At 61.1% G+C, this 19,342-nt stretch carries 18 protein-coding genes; 12 read left to right on the forward strand and 6 right to left on the reverse strand.

Features of this window, described 5'->3' with window-relative positions; genetic code table 11:
• Positions 1-13: 13 nt before the first annotated feature.
• From ABH944_RS06985 to ABH944_RS07000, 4 genes are read left to right on the forward strand one after another with little or no spacing between them, the layout of a single operon-like run.
• Positions 14-499 carry a hotdog family protein gene (locus tag ABH944_RS06985; protein ID WP_404604861.1) on the forward strand — a complete coding sequence of 162 codons (486 nt, stop codon included), beginning with the start codon at positions 14-16 and terminating at the stop codon, positions 497-499.
• Positions 496-1,221 carry a 3-ketoacyl-ACP reductase FabG2 gene (locus ABH944_RS06990; protein WP_404604860.1) on the forward strand — a complete coding sequence of 242 codons (726 nt, stop codon included), beginning with the start codon at positions 496-498 and terminating at the stop codon, positions 1,219-1,221. The genes ABH944_RS06985 and ABH944_RS06990 overlap by 4 nt, the downstream gene beginning before the upstream one ends.
• Positions 1,221-2,447, forward strand: a complete 1,227-nt coding sequence (locus ABH944_RS06995; RefSeq protein ID WP_404604858.1) for a beta-ketoacyl-ACP synthase — start codon at positions 1,221-1,223, stop codon at positions 2,445-2,447. Before ABH944_RS06990 ends, ABH944_RS06995 begins: the two co-directional genes overlap by 1 nt.
• Positions 2,444-3,703, forward strand: a complete 1,260-nt coding sequence (locus tag ABH944_RS07000; RefSeq protein ID WP_404659322.1) for a beta-ketoacyl synthase N-terminal-like domain-containing protein — start codon at positions 2,444-2,446, stop codon at positions 3,701-3,703. Before ABH944_RS06995 ends, ABH944_RS07000 begins: the two co-directional genes overlap by 4 nt.
• A 30-nt stretch (positions 3,704-3,733) precedes the next feature.
• On the opposite strand, the gene ABH944_RS07005 is transcribed toward ABH944_RS07000, so the two are convergent.
• Positions 3,734-4,471 carry a class I SAM-dependent methyltransferase gene (locus ABH944_RS07005; RefSeq protein ID WP_404604856.1) on the reverse strand — a complete coding sequence of 246 codons (738 nt, stop codon included), beginning with the start codon at positions 4,469-4,471 and terminating at the stop codon, positions 3,734-3,736.
• Between the two features lie 188 nt (positions 4,472-4,659).
• On the opposite strand from ABH944_RS07005, the gene ABH944_RS07010 reads away from it, so the two are divergent.
• From ABH944_RS07010 to ABH944_RS07040, 7 genes are all read left to right on the forward strand, one after another.
• Positions 4,660-5,907: an NAD(P)/FAD-dependent oxidoreductase gene (locus tag ABH944_RS07010; RefSeq protein ID WP_404604855.1), complete on the forward strand. Its 1,248-nt coding sequence runs from the start codon at positions 4,660-4,662 to the stop codon at positions 5,905-5,907.
• 1,024 nt (positions 5,908-6,931) lie between these two features.
• Positions 6,932-8,593, forward strand: coding sequence for an MASE1 domain-containing protein (locus ABH944_RS07015; RefSeq protein WP_404604853.1), 1,662 nt, complete (start codon positions 6,932-6,934; stop codon positions 8,591-8,593).
• On the forward strand, positions 8,590-9,255 hold the full coding sequence (locus tag ABH944_RS07020; protein ID WP_404604852.1) for a response regulator: 666 nt from the start codon (positions 8,590-8,592) through the stop codon (positions 9,253-9,255). Before ABH944_RS07015 ends, ABH944_RS07020 begins: the two co-directional genes overlap by 4 nt.
• Before the next feature lie 169 nt (positions 9,256-9,424).
• Positions 9,425-10,600, forward strand: coding sequence for a phosphate ABC transporter substrate-binding protein PstS (gene pstS / locus ABH944_RS07025; RefSeq protein ID WP_404604851.1), 1,176 nt, complete (start codon positions 9,425-9,427; stop codon positions 10,598-10,600).
• A gap of 229 nt (positions 10,601-10,829) precedes the next feature.
• Positions 10,830-11,522 carry a CBS domain-containing protein gene (locus ABH944_RS07030; RefSeq protein WP_404604849.1) on the forward strand — a complete coding sequence of 231 codons (693 nt, stop codon included), beginning with the start codon at positions 10,830-10,832 and terminating at the stop codon, positions 11,520-11,522.
• 46 nt (positions 11,523-11,568) lie between these two features.
• Complete coding sequence (locus ABH944_RS07035; protein WP_404604848.1) at positions 11,569-11,760, forward strand: hypothetical protein; 192 nt, start codon at positions 11,569-11,571, stop codon at positions 11,758-11,760.
• Positions 11,761-11,861: 101 nt separating this feature from the next.
• Positions 11,862-13,292, forward strand: a complete 1,431-nt coding sequence (locus tag ABH944_RS07040; RefSeq protein WP_404604847.1) for an IS1182 family transposase — start codon at positions 11,862-11,864, stop codon at positions 13,290-13,292.
• Positions 13,293-13,522: 230 nt separating this feature from the next.
• On the opposite strand, the gene ABH944_RS07045 is transcribed toward ABH944_RS07040, so the two are convergent.
• Genes ABH944_RS07045 through ABH944_RS07060 form a run of 4 tightly spaced genes read right to left on the reverse strand, consistent with a single transcriptional unit; the run spans position 13,523 to position 17,200 of the window.
• A complete protein-coding gene (locus ABH944_RS07045) occupies positions 13,523-14,926 on the reverse strand; it encodes an MmgE/PrpD family protein (protein WP_404604846.1) in 1,404 nt (467 codons plus the stop codon).
• 14 nt (positions 14,927-14,940) lie between these two features.
• Positions 14,941-15,618, reverse strand: coding sequence for an amino acid ABC transporter permease (locus ABH944_RS07050; RefSeq protein ID WP_404604844.1), 678 nt, complete (start codon positions 15,616-15,618; stop codon positions 14,941-14,943).
• A gap of 2 nt (positions 15,619-15,620) precedes the next feature.
• Positions 15,621-16,412 carry an amino acid ABC transporter ATP-binding protein gene (locus tag ABH944_RS07055; protein ID WP_404604842.1) on the reverse strand — a complete coding sequence of 264 codons (792 nt, stop codon included), beginning with the start codon at positions 16,410-16,412 and terminating at the stop codon, positions 15,621-15,623.
• The gene (locus tag ABH944_RS07060) at positions 16,409-17,200 is read right to left on the reverse strand and encodes a substrate-binding periplasmic protein (RefSeq protein ID WP_404604841.1); all 792 of its coding nucleotides are present in this window, start codon (positions 17,198-17,200) and stop codon (positions 16,409-16,411) included. Before ABH944_RS07060 ends, ABH944_RS07055 begins: the two co-directional genes overlap by 4 nt.
• Before the next feature lie 93 nt (positions 17,201-17,293).
• On the opposite strand from ABH944_RS07060, the gene ABH944_RS07065 reads away from it, so the two are divergent.
• Positions 17,294-18,211, forward strand: coding sequence for a LysR family transcriptional regulator (locus ABH944_RS07065; protein ID WP_404604839.1), 918 nt, complete (start codon positions 17,294-17,296; stop codon positions 18,209-18,211).
• Positions 18,212-18,579: 368 nt separating this feature from the next.
• Here ABH944_RS07065 and ABH944_RS07070 read toward each other — a convergent pair whose 3' ends face one another.
• Positions 18,580-18,885, reverse strand: a complete 306-nt coding sequence (locus tag ABH944_RS07070) for a panthothenate synthetase (RefSeq protein WP_404604837.1) — start codon at positions 18,883-18,885, stop codon at positions 18,580-18,582.
• Positions 18,886-19,342 lie beyond the last annotated feature (457 nt).

Here is a 19,342-nt window from a genome sequence, read left to right on the forward strand (position 1 = left end):
GGTGAAGACTCCTATGAACAACAACAGCTTTGGCTCCATTGAAACCATCTTGCCGCACCGGGGCACGATGCTGTTGCTCGACGGCGTCAGCGCCTGCACGGACGAAACCCTGAGCGCTTATGCCAGCGTGCGGGCGGATGCCTGGTACACCGATGCCGACGGTGCAATGCCGGCGTGGATAGGCATCGAACTGATGGCGCAGGCAATTGCCGCGCACGTCGCGTTGCTCGCCATGCGCGCAGGCGGTCGGGCACGTCCCGGCGTGCTGCTCGGATCGCGCCGGTATGAGGCGCATGTACCGGTGTTTGCATGCGGTGCCCGGTTGTGCATCGAAGTGAAGGAGCTGCTACGCGGTGAAGAAGGCCACGGCGCGTACGAATGCTCGATCCATCACGACCAGCCTCAGGATCACGGTAGCGTGTGCTGCGCGGAGGCCGTTATCAAGGTGTATCAACCGGCTGATTTTCAGTCGTTCATCCAGGGGAGTTTCGGATCATGAGCCGGCGTGTTCTTGTAACGGGCGCAAGCCGTGGCATTGGCCGCGCGATAGCGTATCAACTTGCGGCAGACGGTTTTACGGTCTCCGTGCATTGCCGCAGCGGCCGCACTGAAGCTGAAGCTGTCGCGACCGGCATTGCCGCGCAAGGTGGCACGGGACGGGTGCTGCAATTCGATGTGCGCGACCGCGCCGCATGCCGTGAAGTGCTCGAAGCCGATGTGGCCAGCTATGGCGCGTATTACGGCATTGTCTGCTGCGCAGGTGTGACGCGTGACGCGGCATTCCCGGCGCTCACCGAAGAAGACTGGGACATCGTGATCGAAACCGGTCTCGACGCTTTTTATAACGTCGTGCATCCGCTGACCATGCCGCTCGTTCGTGCGAAGCAGGGCGGCCGCATAGTGACGATCGCCTCGGTCTCGGGCGTGATGGGCAATCGCGGCCAGGTGAACTACAGCGCGGCGAAGGCCGGGCTTATAGGCGCTACGAAGGCGCTTGCCGTCGAACTGGCGACGCGCAACATCACCGTCAATTGCGTGGCGCCAGGACTGATCGACACCGGCATGCTTGAAAATGTACCGCTCGAACAGGCATTGAAGACGGTGCCGATGAACCGTGTCGGGCAACCGGCCGAGGTCGCGTCCGTGGTGAGTTTCCTGATGTCGGATGCGGCCTCGTACATCACGCGGCAAGTGATCGGCGTCAATGGCGGGATGATCTGATGAAGCGCGTAGTCATTACCGGCATGGGTGGCGTCACGGCGTTCGGCAACGCCTGGGACGAGATCGAGGCAAACTTGCGAAGCGGCCGCAACGCCGTGTGCCGGATGCCCGAGTGGGACTACTTCGAGCTGCTGCATACACGGCTCGCTTGCCCCTTGCCCGCCTTCACCTCGCCCGCCCATTACCCGCGCAAGAAAACCCGTTCGATGGGACCCGTGTCCCTGTATTCGGTGCGCGCGAGCGAACTGGCGCTCGCCGATGCAGGTCTCGCCGATGACCTCACGATCAAGGACGGCCGCATGGGCGTGGCCTACGGATCGTCGTCCGGATCGGTCCAGCCAATTCGCGCATTCGGCAAGATGATTGAAACCGGTTCGATGAGCGACGTGACGTCGAACAGCTATGTGCAGATGATGCCGCATACCACGGCGGTCAACGTGAGCCTGTTCTGGGACCTGAAGGGCCGCATTGTGCCGACATCGTGCGCGTGCGCTTCTGGCAGCCAGGCGATCGGGTACGCCTACGAGATGATCGCAGCCGGCAAGCAGACGCTGATGCTCGCGGGCGGCGCGGAGGAACTGTCCGGACCGGCAGTTGCCGTGTTCGACACGCTCTACGCCACCAGCACGCGCAACGACGAGCCGCATCTGACGCCGCGTCCCTTCGATGTCGCCCGCGATGGCCTCGTGGTCGGTGAGGGCGCCGCGACCCTGGTGCTCGAAGAGTATGAACACGCGCTTGCACGCGGGGCGCGCATTCATGCGGAGGTGATTGGCTTTGGCTGCAACTCGGACGGCGCGCACATGACGCAGCCATCGGCCGACACCATGGCCTTCGCGATGCAGCTCGCGCTGCGCGACGCGCAACTCCCGGCCGAAGCAATTGCTTACGTGAACGCGCATGGCACGTCCACGGATCGCGGCGATATAGCCGAAAGCCACGCGACCGCGCAGACCTTCGGCGCGCGTTTGCCGATCAGCTCGCTGAAGAGTTATGTCGGCCACACGCTGGGCGCGTGCGGGGCGCTGGAGGCATGGTGGACCATCGAGATGATGAAACGCAACTGGTATGCACCGACGCTCAACCTGACGCAGGTCGATCCGGCTTGCGCGCCGCTCGACTACATCGTGGATAGCGGCCGTACCATCGACGCCGAATATGTGATGAGTAACAACTTCGCGTTCGGTGGCATCAATACGTCGCTGATTTTCAGGCGCCTGCCATGAGTGCGGTAATGCCTGCCTCCGCACCTGCACCCCGTGGCCTGTCACGGGTGGTCGTGACAGGCATGGGCATTGTGTCGTGCCTGGGTAACACGCTGGACGAAGTCTCCGCTGCCTTGCGCTACGGCCGAAGCGGTATCACGCGTGTCGATGCATGGCGTGAACGTGGCCTGGCCAGTCAGGTGGCGGGCGTGGCGTCGGTCGCGGACGAACCGCCGTTCGATCGCAAGCTCGAGCGGTTCATGGGCGACACGGCGCGTTTTGCATGCCATGCGGCGCGTCAGGCAATACACGATGCCAATCTTGATCCCTCCCTGTTGCGTTCGCCGCGTGCCGGCGCAGTGATCGGCTCCGGAACGGGCACGCTCCCGGCTTATGACGCAGCGATGGCGATAGCCCACGTGCGTGGTATCGAGAAAGTGCTGCCGTACGCGGTCCCGCAGGTGATGGGCAGCACCACGTCGGCGAACGTGGCGCAGGTGTTCGGGCTGGAGGGCATGACCTATTCGCCGTCGTCGGCCTGCACCACATCCGCACTCGCGATCGGACAGGCGATGCAACTGATCCAGACCGGCCGCCAGCAGATCGTACTCGCGGGCGGCAGCGAAGGTTTGCACGACAACACGACCCTGTTGTTCGACGCAATGGGGGCGTTGTCGAGGCGTTTTAACGACGCGCCGGAACGTGCCTCGCGTCCTTATGACAGCACGCGCGATGGTTTCGTGATTGCATCGGGTGGGGGCGTGCTGGTGCTTGAGTCGCTGGACCATGCAATGGCGCGGGGTGCCCGCATTTACGCTGAACTGACGGGCTTCGGCCATTGCACGGACGGTGCGGGCATGGTGAGTCCGCATGCATCGGGCATAGCACGCGCCATGCGTGGCGCACTCGACGAAGCAGGCACACGTCCGTCGTATATCAACACCCACGCGCCTTCCACGCCGCTCGGCGACGTCGAAGAACTGCATGCGTTGAGTGATGTATTTGGCGAGGACGTCCCGTTGTTTTCATCGACGAAGGGATTGTCCGGCCATCCGCTTGGCGCATGCGGCGTGCATGAGGCGATCTACGCCTTGCTGATGATGCGTGATGGGTTTGTCGCCGGGACGGGGCCGATAGAAACACCTGATCCGCGCTTGAACGGCATGCCGCTCGTGCGCGCATCGCGGACCTTGAAGATAGATACAGCAATGTCGATTTCCTTCGGCTTCGGCGGCAGTTGCGCCAGCCTGGTCTTCGACGCGTGGAAGGGTGTTTGAAAAGCGGTGTGCGTGGGGATGGTGTTCCGCTCAAACGACCTTGACCGCAGCCACATTGACCAGCGTTTCACGGCGCTTGCCCGGTAGCGGCCGATGCAAGCCTAGCCGTTCAAGGAGTCCGAAATCCGCGGCACGGCTCCACCACAGGTAGGGCATGGAAACGTTTTGCGGACCGAATGCAAAGCCGGCGTTGCGGATCATATCAAGGTAAGCGCCGGCGCTTTTCTGCACGTGCATGGGATGGCGAAACAGCAAGCGGATCACCCAGGACTTGATGTACGCATCGGTGGATTCAGCGAACAGCAAAACCCCGCCGGGTTTCAGCACCCGGCGAAATTCACTCAGGGAGCGGCCTTGATCCACGAGATGATGAAAGGTCTGATGGCAGAACACGATGTCGGCGCTCGCATCGGGCAAGGGCAGGCACGCGCAGTCACCTTGAAGCAATTCGATCTCGCTTGCCCATCCGTCTTCCTTCGAGCAAGCCAGCGCAAGATCCCGGGCTGCCGAGAGCGAAGGCTCATGGAAATCGACTCCGATGATCCGGCCGGGCCTGAACGCGTTACCCAGTATCCGGAACGATTGACCTTGTCCGCAGCCCACATCGACGATCACAGGTGCCGCGGGCAGGGTTGTATCGACCAGGCGTTTGAGATCGTCGATCGCTACCCGCAGCACGTGATGTTCCCATGTGGCAGTACGCAGAAACCAGAGCCCGAAGGCCGTCTCCGGCACGAAGGAAACGCTGGATATTTCGGATGACGACACGAGTCTCTCTCCGGCAACAGGGAATGCGAAAGGATGCGAACACGGCGCACGCCATTGTAATGGCAAGCAAGGAGCGCATAGAAGCAAGAGCGGGAAAGATGATCTACGCGGATGATTCACTTGAATGATCGACGCCATGTGCGCCGCACGAAACTCCACAGACGGCCCCCGGGCCAAGCGAGGCACCTTTGAACACTGATTCTTCGAAGTTGGACACAACCGTCGATGTAGCCATTATTGGCGCTGGCCCCTCGGGTGCGGTCGCGGCCGCGCTGCTGAGAAAGGCGGGCCGTTCGGTGCTCGTGCTCGAGCGTCAGCACTTTCCGCGCTTTTCGGTCGGCGAGAGTCTGCTGCCGCAAAGCATGGCGTACCTGGAAGAGGCCGGCATGCTGCAGGCGGTGGTCGAGGCCGGGTTTCAGTACAAGAACGGCGCGCATTTTATTTATCGCGACCAGTCGTCGTCATTCGATTTCCGCGATAAACATTCGCCGGGATGGGGCACGACCTACCAGGTCGAACGCGCGATATTCGACGACCTGTTGATCCAATGCGCTGCCAGGCAGGGCGCTGAAGTGCGTTTCGGCCACACCGTGCAGGCGATGCAAACCGGGACCGCGCCCGTGCTGGACGTGATTGATGAAGCGGGCGCTGCCTACCACGTGCACGCGCGTTTTGTACTCGATGCCAGCGGCTTCGGCCGCGTATTGCCGCGTCTCCTGAATCTTGAGGCGCCCACGCGGATGCCTGCGCGCGCGGCCATCTTTACACATGTACGCGACGGCATTCCGGCTGGCGCCACGGACCGGAACAAGATCTGTGTCGCGACGCACCCGGAGCATCGCAATGTCTGGTTCTGGATGATTCCGCTGGCAGGCGGACGCTCGTCGGTCGGGTGTGTAGCCGAAGCGAGTTTCCTGGAGGTCCCCGAGAACGAACGCGATGCAAAGCTGCGCGCGCTGATCCAGCAGGAGCCAACGCTCAACAGGCTCATAGGGGACGCGCCGTTCCTGATGCCGGTGCGGCACATAGGCGGGTATTCGGCGAACGTCGAGCGGCTCCATGGTCCGGGTTACGCACTGCTCGGTAACGCCGGCGAATTCCTCGATCCGGTGTTTTCGTCGGGTGTCACGATCGCGCTGCGCTCCGCGCATCTGGCGGTGCAAACGCTCGAGCGGCAGTTCAACGGCGAGGTGCCGGACTGGCAAGCGGCTTACGATGTGCCGCTAAGAAAGGGCATTGATACGTTCCGAGCTTTTGTCGAGCGGTGGTACACGGGCGAGCTGCAGGACATCATCTTTTATCCGCATAAGACACCGCATATCCAGCGTTATATCAGCGCGGTTCTGGCGGGGTACGCGTGGGATGAATCAAATCCGTACGTGGCCGATCCGGCGCGCAGGCTCAACGCGCTCCATGAGATTTGCAAGGGCTCTTGATCCGGCACGGGTTGCTTTAAAACCCGCACCTTCCATCCGATGCTGCCATATCGCTTTGCCTCTTTTCTCAGCGCGTCATCGCGTACTCTCAGCAAGACTTGCTCGAGGCGCAAAGACGTGCGTTTGACGCCGCTGCTGCGAACCCATCCGATCCTTTGGCGAGGAACCGGGTGCTCGAAAATGAGTTGCATAAAATCGATCTGTCTCCAAAGGAGGCGGCCAGCTACATGTTCTTTGCTTTTTATCGCAAAAACATGATTGGCGTTCCTGCTGTCTGTGCAGAGCATGGGGTCGACGTAAAGGATTTTGTCAGCGCTTTTGCGCATTCACGAACCGCTGCTAAAGATTGCCGGAGCGACCATCGATCTTGAACAAGCGAAATCGTATGCCGATCCGGTCGAATCGGCGCGTGCGGAGCTCGAGCGCGTGGTTGCGACACGTCATACGTATATGAAGGGTCTTTGTTCAGTTATTGCAGTCAACGGCGCTGCGATCGCTGAACGCGGAAAATTCGCCACTGTTGTTCCGCAAGCCTATGCAATGTTGACTACGCCGAAACACAGGCAGCGGCAACGGTGCGGCGAGTTACCCGGATGCTTGGAAAAACTCAGTGGTAGGTATAGGGGCATAAATGGCCGCGTGCTTCCCGACGGGTCAGGTGCATCTCGACCGGTTCTTGCCATTCGACGCGCTTTTAGGCCAAGGGCCACTTTGAGGGCACTGCGGTCATCGCTCGTATGTGCGTTGCCTAACGTTCGGGGATTCGGTCGGCTTTGCGCCGGAAAAATCACGACCTATGCTGGACCGTTGCCCCGCAACTGCTAATCTGAAATTTCAGCCGTTCTCACCGCATCCCGAAATTTACGGAGCAAATTTACGGATCGGATGCAGCCTTTCAAAATCGCGGAAGTCGTCTACCGCACTCGCCGCTTCGAACAGATGGTCAATTGTCATAAGAACGTCGTCTGACGAAAGAACCTCTTGACGCCCACAAGAACCTGTCCTTCAGGATTTGAAGCGAATAATGGTTACCACTCGGGTCAATTCCAGAATCAGCCTCTTCCTGTACACCGGGCTTGTGGCATTGGCGTATTTCGCAGGCGCAAGGCTAGGACTTGCCTATGCGGTAGTGGGCGGCGCAGTGTCTCTGGTGTGGCCTTCCAGCGGCATCGCTCTCGTTGCGCTGCTCGCTCTGGGCTTCGCAGTTGCCCCCGGAATTGCCATTGGCTCCTTCCTCGCCAATCTGTCGGGAGGGGTGCCAGTAGGCGTGGCCGCGTTGATTGGCACCGGCGCTATGGTCGCAGCGTCGACGTCAGCACTATCGTTGAAGCGCGTGGCCCGATTCCGGATCACCCTCGACCGCATCAATGACGTGTTGGCCTTCATCGGCCTGGCTGCGGTGGCGAGCACGGCAGTAAGCTCGCTGATTGGCGCGACCGCCCTGCTTGGAGGGGGGCTGCTGCCGATCACCGAGTATGGCGCAGCTTTTCTGAAATGGTGGCTCGGTGACATGATGGGCGTGCTGGTGGTGGCTCCTCCCTTGCTCAGCTTCCTCACCTATTCGAACCCTGTCCGCTCCGCGGGGCAGACCGTGGAGGCGTGCGGACTGACGGTTGCGACCTTAGGGGTGAGCTACCTCATCTTTGGCTCCCCGCAACTTGCCGGACACGGCTACTATCCCGCCGCCCTGGCGATCTTTCCGTTCGTTATCTGGGCTGCTCTGCGCTTCAATCATCTGGGCACCAGCATCGCGACCTTGATGGTTTCAGTCATGGCCATCTGGGGTACCACCCACGGCACCGGCCCCTTCGCCGCCGAATCTCCGGTGGACAGCCTCGTGAGGTGGTGCACCTTCGCGAATGTCATGGCGGTAACCGGACTGCTGCTGGTGGCGGCACGTGCTCAGGAGCAGCGCGTCCATAGCCTGCTGCGGGCATCCCACATCGAATTGGAACGGCGCGTCCAGGAGCGAACCGAAGATCTGGAGAAGACAAACAGTGAACTGAAGGAGGAGATGGCGCAACGCCGTCTGTTGGAAGAGGAACTGATCCAGGTCGGCGATCAGCAGCAAAGACTTATTGGCCAGGAACTGCATGACGGACTTGGGCAACACCTGACCAGCCTGGGTCTGTACAGCGCCGCCTTGAAACAGAAACTGCAGACGCAGGGCCACCCAGCCTCCGCGGACGCCGCTACCATCGTCGGATTGGTGAAGCAGGCATCCTTGATGACCCGCCGGATTGCTCATGGGCTGGATCCGGTCGCCATGGAGTATGGTGGCCTGGCGGCCGCGCTGCATGCGCTGGCAGAGACGGCTCGCACGCTCAATTGCGTGGATTGCGTGCTGCGGATCGCGCCAGATGTGGACTGCCAGGATCCGCTGATGCAGATCAACCTCTACCGTGCGGCACAGGAAGCAGTCAACAACGCGCTGAAATATAGCGAAGGCCGCCACATCTGGATCGACTTGGAGCGGGCAGAAGGCATGCAGACGCTTTCAATCACTGACGACGGGGTGGGCGTCGGCCAGGAAGAAATGGAGCGGGCCTCGGGACTGGGACTGCACAGCCTGCGTCACCGGGCAAGCCTTCTGGGCGGCTCTTGCACCGTGACCCGCAATGCTTTGGGTGGCACCAGGGTCGCCATCCGCTATCCGCTTTCCGCTACCGGAGGGTCCCGGCCATGAGCGGAAAATCGTCCAGCCTGGGCCGTGCGACTCGAATCCTGATCGTGGATGACCACCCCATCATCCGGGAGGGGATGGCACACTTGCTGAATCTGCAAGGGGATCTGCAGGTCTGCTGTACAGCCGGCAGCGCCGAAGAAGCTTTGACCGCAATGGCCTCCCAGCCCGACATGGCCATTTTGGACATCAGTCTGCAATCGGACTCCGGCCTGGATCTTGTCAAGACCCTCCGCCGCCGCTACCCAAATTTGGCAATCCTCGTCCTCAGCATGCATGACGAAAGCCTGTTTGCCGAACGCGCACTACGGGCCGGGGCAAACGGGTATCTGATGAAACTCGAGGCCACTGAGCATTTCGTGAGCGCTGTCCGCGAAGTGCTGGCAGGAAATATTTATTTGAGCGCCGCCATGCATGAAAAGCTGGCGCGAGCCCTTACCGTCCCCCGGAAAAAGCCGGATGGCCCAATTGCGAGTCTTTCGGAGCGGGAATTCGAGGTCCTGCAGCTGATCGGACTAGGCTTCAGCACCCGCGAAATCGCCGCGAAACTGAATCGGAGCGTGAAGACCATCGAGACGCATCAGGCCAACATCAAAGAAAAGCTGAATATCCGTAACGGCAAGGAGCTGATGCGCTTCGCAATTCAGTGGATCGAGAGCCAATAGGGTGGAACCCGTCCATTGAATAAGGCAATCCCCGAGCCTGTTTTAGGAACGGGGCCTTATTCGCGCACATGCGCTCGGCGCATACAGTCCAGGGGAACCTGCCGGCGTGCCGCAATCCTTGGGGGAAGAGGGGCAGGCGCAACCCAAAAGCTCCATGGGAGTCGCCGCCGTGAATACCAAAGTCCAGCGAACCGCTGTCGCTCTGATCTCCGTACTGATTCCCGGAACGGCCCGCGACCCATGGCCGGTGCTTCGATGGATCGCGGTGACGTGCCTCCTCGCGAGTCAAGCGCTCGCGGCGCAGGCGGCAGGAGGAATCACGGGCGCCGGCTCAAGCTTCTTCGATCCCCTGGTGCAGAAGTGGGCCGCCTCCTATTACGGCAAAACCGGCCAGCAAGTGAGTTTTCATCCCATTGGCTCCGGGAACGGCATCGATCAGCTGAAAGCGGCTACAGTGAGTTTTAGTGCCTCGGACATGCCGCTGAAACCAGACGAATTGCGCGCATCGGGACTCATCCAGTTTCCGGTGGCAGCCGGCGGCCTCGTGCCGGTGGTCCACCTGGATGGCATTGCACCGGGACAGCTTCGCTTGACGGGTGCGCTGCTGGCGGATATCTACATCGGCAAGATCACCGCATGGAACGACCCGGCCATCAAGGCGGTCAATCCCGGACTCGCGCTCCCTGATCTGAAAATCGTCGTGATTCATCGCGGTGATCGGTCCGGGTCGACCTTCAACTGGACGAGCTACCTGTGCGCCGTGAGTGCGCAATGGCGCGAGCAGGTGGGCAGCGGCCTGACGGTCAAATGGCCAGTGGGGCTCAACGCCTCAAGCAGCCAGATCGTTGCCACCTATGTCAAGCGGATCACGGGCGCGATCGGCTATGTCGAGCTGGCCTACACGGGCCCTGCGCCGTTCGCCTATGCGACCGTTCAGAATAAAACTGGCGCGTTCGTCGAGCCATCGGCAGCGAGTTTCAAGGCTGCGGTGGAAACAGTGGCCTGGGGCCGTGCGGATGATTTCTACCAGCTCGTCACCAATCCGCCGGGCGACCGGGCCTGGCCGATTCCTGGTGTCGTATTCATCTTGATGAGAACCGACTCCAAGCACAAGGCTGACGCGAACGCTGCGCTAGCGTTCTTCCGGTGGGCTCTCAATGAGGGCCGGGAAGAGGCAGCCGCTGAAAATTATGGTACCCCGCCGCCCGACCTGGTCGGGAAGATAGAAGCGTACTGGGCGCAGAACCTGCCCAACGGGCAAGTTAGCGAAGTCGCCGCCGGCGGCTCGCCGAAGAGCCTCACAAGCATGGTCCGCGTAAACAGATCGCTGCCGCCAGGCTTTTGAGAGCCGTCCACGATTCGAGTAGTCATATCTGCAGCCGCTTTCAGATGTATGCCCGTGGATAGGGAATCGCGTCGTTCGGGTTTTTCTATTCATGTCGCGATTCGCAGCGTCAGCCTCATGAACCTGTCGGAGCCCCAGCGCCGCGCGCTTTGCCGCCGGTGCGTTTGCCGAAATCGTGCGACGGGAGCAACAGATGGGGACCCGTCGCGAACACACTGGAGGAGCGACCATGCGCGCACTCGACATCATGAATATGTCCGTCATCACCGCCACGCCGGACATGACGATTCACGAGGCGGCACGACTGTTCGTCGACAACCGTATCAGCGGCATGCCGGTCGTCGATGCGAACAAACAGGTCGTTGGCATCGTCAGCCAGGGCGATCTGTTACATCGCGTGGAGAACGGCACTGTCCATGGGAAGCGCAACTGGTGGCTTGAATTTCTGCTGTCGTCGCCTCGCGGGCAAGCCGCAAGGTATGTGAAGGAGCACGGGCAGGTCGTCGGCGACGTGATGTGCCGCCATGTGATTTCGATTTCCGAGGACATGCCGCTCGATCAGATCGCCGACCTCATGGAGCGCCGGCACCTCAAACGCGTGCCGGTACTGAAAGACGGCAAACTGGTCGGAATCGTCAGCCGTTCAAATCTGATCCGCGCGCTCGCGAGCGTTGCTCCGGCCGTAGATTCGGTTTCGCACGATGATGCGAGCCTGCGCGACGCGATAGTCATGGAAATGCACGGGCAGCGCTGGGGGTTGCCGAAACGGGGCGTGCTCGTCAAGGACGGTGTCGCGCATCTATGGGGCGTGATCGAATCCGAAGAGGAAAAGCGCGCCATCCACATTGCGGCCGAGGGCGTGGCGGGCATCAAGCGCGTGGAGGACCATCTTGAGACTCCGAGCGTCATTCCGGCGCTGTAGTCCGGACGCGGTGGCAAGACGCGTGCAGATTGCTCCGGGGTGAACAATGACTGCGATCGTGACGGTCACGTTCAACCCGGTGGTCGAGGTATCGATGGGTGTCAATCTGATTCAACGCGGTGCCGCTCCAGCCCACACTTCGCGTAATGGAATAGCTGGCAGCAAGCACGCGCACCTGACTCTACGGGTTCGTGCGACGCCAAGTCTGCTGTTTGATGCCGAGCGGCCGCTCGAATGACCGAGCGTCGGCGATCGCGAAAGGCAGCTAGTGGCCCAGAGTGTGTCAAAACACCTTTTTGAATTGCTAAAATATCTCATCCGATGGCGGAGGTGAGCGAGATGAAGCGGTTCGTTCAAGGCGACAATCGTACTCAAAGCTTCCTTCTTCCCGAAGCGCTTGATGACTACGTGACGGACACGAACCCTGTGCGCGTAGTCGATGTCTTTGTAGATGAGCTTGATCTTCCGAAGCTTGGGTTTGACGGCGTCGAACCAGCACTTACCGGCCGGCCTTCATATCACCCCGAGGTCATGCTAAAGATCTACATCTACGGTTACCTGAACCGTATTCAATCCAGTCGTCGCCTGGAGCGCGAGGCCCAGCGCAACATTGAATTGATGTGGCTCACGGGCCGCTTGGCACCGGACTTCAAGACCATTGCGCGGTTCCGCCAAGACAACGGCAAAGCGATCCGCAGCGTCTGCCGTCAGTTCGTCATGCTATGCCAACGTCTGGACTTGTTCTCCGAAGCGCTCGTTGCGATAGACGGAAGCAAGTTTAAGGCAGTGAACCATCGCGACCGCAACTTCACGAGCGCAAAACTAGAACGGCGAATGCGTGACATCGAGGCGAGCATCAGCCGTTATCTTGTGCAAATGGACACCGCCGATCGCCAGGAGCCGACTATCGCGAAGGCAAAGACAGAACGGCTGCAAGACAAGATTGCGGCTCTCAAGGAGCAGATGCAAATCCTCAAGCAAGTCGAAGTTCAACTCGACGCAGCGCCGGACAAGCAAGTGTCGCTCACGGACCCGGACGCGCGCTCGATGAAGACACGGGGGACAGGCGTCGTCGGCTACAACGTTCAAGTAGCGGTCGATGCGAAGCACCATCTGATTGTCGCGCACGAGGTCACCAACAACGGCATTGATCGTGACCAACTCACGTCGATGGCCAAGTTGGCGCGTACGGAAATAGGTGTCGATAAACTCACGGCAGTTGCAGACAAAGGCTATTACAAGAGCGAGGAGATACTCGCATGTCACGAGGCCGGCATCACGGTGTTTGTTCCCAAGACGAAGACTTCAGGCGCGACGTTCGACGGCCGCTTCGGCAAAGACGATTTTATCTACGACGCTGAGAAGAACGAGTATCGATGTCCGGCGGGCGAGCGTCTCATATGGCGCTACAGGACAACTGAACGTGGCCTGAAGTTAGATCGCTACTGGAGCTCACAGTGCCAAAAGTGCTCATTGAAAAATAAATGCACCCCAAGCACCGCACGTCGAGTAACGCGCTGGGAGCACGAAGGATTGCTCGAAGAGATGCAGGTCCGGCTTGATCTCGCCCCGGACATGATGCGTATCCGACGACAGACCGTTGAGCATCCCTTCGGCACGATCAAGGCCTGGATGGGAGCGACTCATTTCCTGACGCGCACTATCGAGCGAGTGAGCACGGAGATGAGCTTGCACGTGCTCGCCTACAACATGAAGCGGGTAATCAAGGTGCTCGGTTCAGAAACCGTTATGAAGGCGATGCGGGCGTGAAGCCCGCGCGTGGCGGACGGATCCTAGAATACGTTCGGCGCTGATACGTTTGTGGTGCCGCAATCAACGAGTCGCGATCTGTCGTTGCGGCAGCCTGTCGTCAAATTCCCGGCGGCTACGCGTTTTGACACACTCTGGGCCGGTCGCAGTCCTTTTGCAGCGCTCCATGTAAGGCCACGTTGGCCGTGAGAAGCCGCCGGGCCGCAACCGCGCGGCGAAGCCGCGCTCCGTCACGCTCCCAGGAGCTTCATCGAAGAGGACCAACCGTCCTGCCCCCAGGCGCGTCCGAGTGTCGCTTCGATCCAGTGCACCGGGTCAGGAACACGGCCCGTCACGTTGGCGATTGCCTTGTCCAGCACATCTTGCTCGCGCATCGGCCGGATCGCGCTGCCCAGCGGCATCTGCCGCTCCTGTACAACGGTGGCGCCGGACCGATGATGCACGGTCACCCGCGCGCCGGGTTGCCGCCCTGGTCCGCGCATGCGCGCATCGATCTCCGGGTCGACGGATGCGTGGACGGTCTTCATCACAACGCGCAGCGTCGGATCATGCCAGGCCGCTTCGTCGTACCATGCGGCGCCACGCGGACGGCGCAGCACAACGGCGGCCATTGTGTAGGGCAGGCTGAACTGCGCGTCGAGCGCGTTGACGGGTGCGGGGTCCATCAGATCCTGCACAAGTCGCGAGAAGGTCTGGACTTCAATTGCGCTGATCTCGCCGGGATGCCAGTCCGTTTCATCGATGGCCGCTTCCAGGCATTCGAGCGCACATGCGAGCCACCGGCAGGCCGGATAGCGCTTGATGCTGCCGTAGCGGATATACCAGTCGTCGCCCAGGCCAAGCGTGAGCAGACCGGCATCGAAGCGGTCAGAGCCTGCCATCCGCCAATAGCCGTCGGGACCGTCGAGTACATCGAGGCTGCCAACAAATCCCGCTTGCGCGAGACACGCTGCCTGCACGCCCGCCTGCGCGGCGGACGCAACCCCGTCCTTCAGCGTGACCAGCGGACGCGTGCGCCAGTTGTACTTGTGCAGACTCGGCACGTTCGCAAGCGTCGCGGCGAGCCCGACCGCGTGATGCAATGTGTGCGGATCGAAGCCGAGAATCCGCCCATAGACAATGGCGGCGCCCACCGCCTGATGCTGCGCGATCCCGTAGACCTGCTCGAAACGTGCGGCGCTGGGTTGAAGCGCATGGATCAGGCGATTGTTGATCTCGAAGCCGGCGGTCAGCGCGGTTAACAATACGGGACCAGGTACGGGCCGCGGGCTGTGGTCGACTGCCGCCATCGCGGCGGCGACAAGGGTAGCGCCCGGGTGGCCCAGGCCCTTGCCTTCGATCTCGACACCATCGTCGTGATCAAGGCCGTTGATGATCATCGCGTTCGCGAACGCGGCGACGGGCGGCGCGTAGCGATGCGCAGCACCGAACATCTGGCCGTTGCCGCACGGGCCTAGCACCTCGGCGGCTGCGTGCGCGAGCTGCGCGGCAGAGCTTTGGAACGCGGCCCATCCGCAGCCAGCCGCATCGATCAGATGCAGCTTCAGCTTGCGCTGGATCTCGGCCGGAATCGCGTCCGGTGAAAGGTCGCAGGCGAACTGAACGAGTCGCTGCGTCACGCTGTACGTATGCATGGGGTAAGCCGGTCTCAGCGCTTGAAATAGCGTGTCTGGATGCGTCGCTCGACATAGCCGGCGAGCAGCGAAAGCGGAAGAATCGTCACGACGAAGAACAGCGCCACAAACGTGAGCACTTCGAGCGGACGAAAGGTCGCGGTGCTCAGGCGCTGCCCTTGGTACAGCAGTTCGCCCACCGCGATGTAGCTTCCCAGCACGGAGTTCTTGATCGACATCACGCATTGCCCGACGAAGGCAGGCAGGATCCGCAGGAAGGCGATAGGCGCCGAGATGCGCACGAGCGCCTTGAGCGGCGTCATGCCGACCGCGAGCGCGGCCTCGACCATGCCATGATCGACCGACTGCAACCCGGAGCGGAATATCTCCGCGAAGAACACGCTGCCATAAGTGCCGAGCGCGAGCACGCACGTCCAGTAGGCAGACAGCTTCAGCGGCGTGAGGATAGGCAGGCAGTAGTAGGCCCATACCAGCAGCACAAGCGGCGGCACGGTGCGCACGACTTCGATGACACCCTGTGCGGGCCAGCGCAGCCAGCGCGTGCGCGCGGCGCGCAGCGGTGCGAGCGCGAGGCCCAGCACGATCCCCATCGTCAGCGAGAGCGCCAGCACGCGGAAGGTCATACCGATGCCGCTCGCGAGCACGTCGCGGTATTGCAGGATGGCGGCGAAATCCCATTGATATGCAGGCATGGCTAGCTTCCCGAGAACGTGCGGGCAGCCCGATCGATAAACGTGCGCACGGACGTATCGGCGGGGCGCTGGAGGAGTGCCGCGGGCGTGCCGTCGTCGGCGATGAGGCCGTGCTCAAGATACAGGATGCGATGGCAGACCTCGAACGCGAAGCGCATCTCGTGTGTGACGATCAGCATCGTGGTGCCGCCCTGCGCGAGATCGGCAACCACGGCCAGCACTTCGTCGACGAGTTCGGGGTCGAGCGCCGAGGTCGGTTCGTCGAACAGCATCAGTTGCGGCTGCATTGCAATGGCACGGGCAATCGACACACGTTGCTGCTGGCCGCCCGACAGCGTGACGGGATAAACGTCGGCCTTGGTCTTCAGGCCTATGCGCTCGAGGATTTCCATCGCCTGCTGGCTTGCCTGCTCACGCGGCACCCCCAGTACGGCAATCGGTCCTTCCGTCACGTTCTGCAACACTGTGCGATGCGGCCACAGATTGAAATGCTGGAACACCATTGCCATCCGCGCGCGCTGACGTGCGAGCACACGGCTTGAGCCGAGGCGGCGACGTGCGCCCTCGAAGCCGATTTCTTCGCCGCTGAGCCGGATCCGGCCTGCATCGCGCAACTCCAGCATGTTCAGACAGCGCAGCAAGGTCGACTTGCCCGAGCCGCTACGGCCGATCAGTCCGACCACCTCGCCGCTGCGAACCTCGAACGAGATGTCACTGAGAATCTGCTGGCCACGGAACGACTTGCACAGGCCCTCGACGCGCAACAGCGGCGCGTGCGCCGGCGTGCCTGTCATTTCGCCGTGGGCACGTACCGGGCCCAGATGCGGGCGAGCGTGCCGTCCTTGTCAAGCGCATCCAGACGCTGGTCGATCCATTCGCGCAGCGCGTCACGATCCTTACGCAAACCGATGTTGGTCGGCTGCGACTGGACCGGCGTCGGGAAGATCATGTGACCGCGGCCGCGTTTCGCGATGTACTGGGCCATCTGGATGTCGTTGGTCAGCAGCGCGTTTGCACGGCCGCTTTCCACTTCGAGCTGCATCGCGTCACTACCTGGCACGATCACCCACTGGGTGCGCTGCAGCCGGGGCTGCAGCAGCATCGCCGCCGCGGAGCCGTCGACGGCCGCGAGGCGGATCGACGGGTTGTTGATGCTGTCCCACGTCTGGTAGCGTGCCGTATCGTTGTCGAGCGTCAGCACGCCCATCCTGTGTGCGCCGATCGGGCGGGTGAAGTCGATCGCTTTAGCTCGCTCCGGCGTCTTGTTGAAGCCGCCCAGCAGGTCGAAGCGATCCGACTGAAGGCCGGCGACGGCCGTGCCCCACTCGGTATCGACGTATTCGATGCGCACGCCGGCAGGCTGGAAGATCGCCTGGACCAGCTCGGGCACGAGCCCGGTCCACTGGTTCGTGCGCAGATCTTTCTGGTACCAGGGCGGCGCGGATACCGCGCCCACGCGCACCACGTCGCTGCCGAGAATGGCACGCAGGTTGTCGGCCGCATAGGCCTGCGCACCGCCGAAGACAGCCCCAACCAGAGTCAGCAGCGTGCCCCACCGCCTGAATACGGTTCGTGATTTCATGCTATACCCTCATGTTCATGGTGCCGAACAGTTTATGCCTTTCAATATATAGTTCAAAATTCATATTTCTGGATTGGATATTCCGATTACGACATGACGCCAAAACAACTCGAAGTCTTCGTTCAGGTCGTGCAACTGGGCTCGGTCACCGCGGCGGCGCGGGCGCTGGACATGTCGCAACCCTCCGTCAGCAAGAGCCTCGCGTTGATCGAGCAGCACATGGGCTTTGCACTGTTCGACCGTGTGGAAGGCCGGATGCAGCCAACCCCGGAAGCACGCGAGGTGTACGAAGAAGCGTGCCGGGTGCAGCAAAGCATGGCGCGCTTTGAGCGGATGCTGGAGCAGGTGCGGCGTTACGCGGTCGGTCAACTGCGGGTCTGCGCGACGCCCGCGCTCGCCATCAACGTGCTGCCGCAGGCGGCGCAGCAGTTCCGCAACGCGTTTCCAGACCACGGCCTGGTGCTTGACATGTATCTGAACAATGAGATCGAAGACGCGATCTCGCATCGCCAATACGATCTCGGGTTTGTATTGCAGCCGGATGAGCGTGCCGTGGTGGCGGAGCACATCGTGGGCGTTGGCCACATAGTGTGCGTGATGCCGCGCGATCATCCCCTTGCATCGCGCGGCGAGGTGCGTTGGGCCGATCTCGATGCGCGCGAACTCGTCTACATCACGACGGACGCGCGCATCGTCGCAACGATGTCGGGCGCGATCGAAGGCTTCCGGGAGCGGCCGGTCTCCGCGCTGGAAACGAACCGATACACGATGGCGATCAATCTCGTTAGACAAGGGCTCGGCGTGACGTTGGTCGACGAATTCGCGCTGGCGGGCACGCCGCTCGACGGCCTGACGGTGCAGCCGTTCAGTCCGCGCATTCCGGTGATGGTCCGCGCTGTCACGGGCGCAAGGACCGTGATCGAGCCGCAGATGAAGTACTTTATCGACACGATACGTGAACTGCTGCAAAGCGGGCGCACGGATGTTCCGGGGAAGGCCAGTGCCTGTTAGCCGGATGCAATGGTGTCACGCGCCCAATTCAGATTCGATCAATCCATATCGATACAAATTGAATCGGATTTCGCGGCTGCGACGCTACGCAGGTTGCTCCGGATATCAATCTTCATTTTGATTGCTCATCTATCGGCACCCCATATCTGCCGCTGAATTGGCGATGCCGCACGCGATCAAAATGGCAACCGGGTGAACCAGGCTCCCCGATTTGAAGTGTGGAAAAACTCTTCACATGCCTGGGGTCGGCCTTGGTCCCTTTGCCTGGCGTGGCCGCTATGCCGAGGTCGAGCGGTCATCTGAGCAGGTCGACCGAAGTGGGCGGCTGCACGGCATGCTGTTGGCACTCACACGCCATGCTGCGCTTCCTATTTCCACTTTGCGCCAAGCGCTTCGAGTCCAGCTTTCTTGAGGTCATCTGCCACCATGACCACGCGAAACTCGCAGTCGGCATTGAACGAAAGAAACCAGGGTTCCGCGAATTTTGGAATCTGCGACGGCTCCTCAAGATTCACGATGAAGATTGCTCCGCGCGTTCCGTTCTCCGACGTAAAGTAGGCGGCTTCCGGTTTCATCTCTGCGAGAATCCGCTCCATTAACTCTCCGATAGTGCCATCGCGCACAAAAGAGTTGAATGGCTCGTGAGGTATTCGTATGTTGAGAAGCATACGCATGGTCTTCCTCCTTGATTGCGTCCGGACGGACTCTTCAAGCATAGGAGCTTTGCGAGCTATCGGTCGTGGCTATTCAACAAACCAGCAAAGAGCAATTGGGAGCGCGCACATGCCAGCCACTCGCGGGCGTCGCTTGCCAACCTCGAGCCACCCGTTCACACGTGAAACCTCAACCACCTTGCGGACCGGCCGAAACCGCTACTCGGTCTGGCGCGTTTGTCTGTAACGCAAACGCGAACGACTCAACTTTCCTCTCACCCCGCCGATATACCGCCTGAAGGCAGCATTGGATTGGACAGACGCGACAGGTGTTGGAAGAGGCGAGTAGACCAGGACAATTTCCCACGAAATACCGCTCGCTGAACGGGCGGCCGCCGCCGGGTCACGTCGCGTAGAAAACCGTTCCAGATCAAAGAATCCTCCAGACCCATAGCCGTGCATATCTGCACGAAAACGA

Source organism: Caballeronia udeis, assembly GCF_044909315.1.
Taxonomy (GTDB): domain Bacteria; phylum Pseudomonadota; class Gammaproteobacteria; order Burkholderiales; family Burkholderiaceae; genus Caballeronia; species Caballeronia udeis_A.

Coding starts and splice junctions, on each gene's coding strand:
- ABH944_RS06990 (WP_404604860.1), top strand. CDS start 496: ATGAGCCGGCGTGTTCTTGTAACGGGCGCAAGCCGTGGCATTGGCCGC.
- ABH944_RS06995 (WP_404604858.1), top strand. CDS start 1,221: ATGAAGCGCGTAGTCATTACCGGCATGGGTGGCGTCACGGCGTTCGGC.
- ABH944_RS07015 (WP_404604853.1), top strand. CDS start 6,932: ATGGTTACCACTCGGGTCAATTCCAGAATCAGCCTCTTCCTGTACACC.
- ABH944_RS07045 (WP_404604846.1), bottom strand. CDS start 14,926: ATGCATACGTACAGCGTGACGCAGCGACTCGTTCAGTTCGCCTGCGAC.
- ABH944_RS07055 (WP_404604842.1), bottom strand. CDS start 16,412: ATGACAGGCACGCCGGCGCACGCGCCGCTGTTGCGCGTCGAGGGCCTG.
- ABH944_RS07030 (WP_404604849.1), top strand. CDS start 10,830: ATGCGCGCACTCGACATCATGAATATGTCCGTCATCACCGCCACGCCG.
- ABH944_RS07020 (WP_404604852.1), top strand. CDS start 8,590: ATGAGCGGAAAATCGTCCAGCCTGGGCCGTGCGACTCGAATCCTGATC.
- ABH944_RS07060 (WP_404604841.1), bottom strand. CDS start 17,200: ATGAAATCACGAACCGTATTCAGGCGGTGGGGCACGCTGCTGACTCTG.
- ABH944_RS07000 (WP_404659322.1), top strand. CDS start 2,444: ATGAGTGCGGTAATGCCTGCCTCCGCACCTGCACCCCGTGGCCTGTCA.
- ABH944_RS07035 (WP_404604848.1), top strand. CDS start 11,569: ATGACTGCGATCGTGACGGTCACGTTCAACCCGGTGGTCGAGGTATCG.
- ABH944_RS07040 (WP_404604847.1), top strand. CDS start 11,862: ATGAAGCGGTTCGTTCAAGGCGACAATCGTACTCAAAGCTTCCTTCTT.
- ABH944_RS07070 (WP_404604837.1), bottom strand. CDS start 18,885: ATGCGTATGCTTCTCAACATACGAATACCTCACGAGCCATTCAACTCT.
- ABH944_RS06985 (WP_404604861.1), top strand. CDS start 14: ATGAACAACAACAGCTTTGGCTCCATTGAAACCATCTTGCCGCACCGG.
- ABH944_RS07050 (WP_404604844.1), bottom strand. CDS start 15,618: ATGCCTGCATATCAATGGGATTTCGCCGCCATCCTGCAATACCGCGAC.
- ABH944_RS07065 (WP_404604839.1), top strand. CDS start 17,294: ATGACGCCAAAACAACTCGAAGTCTTCGTTCAGGTCGTGCAACTGGGC.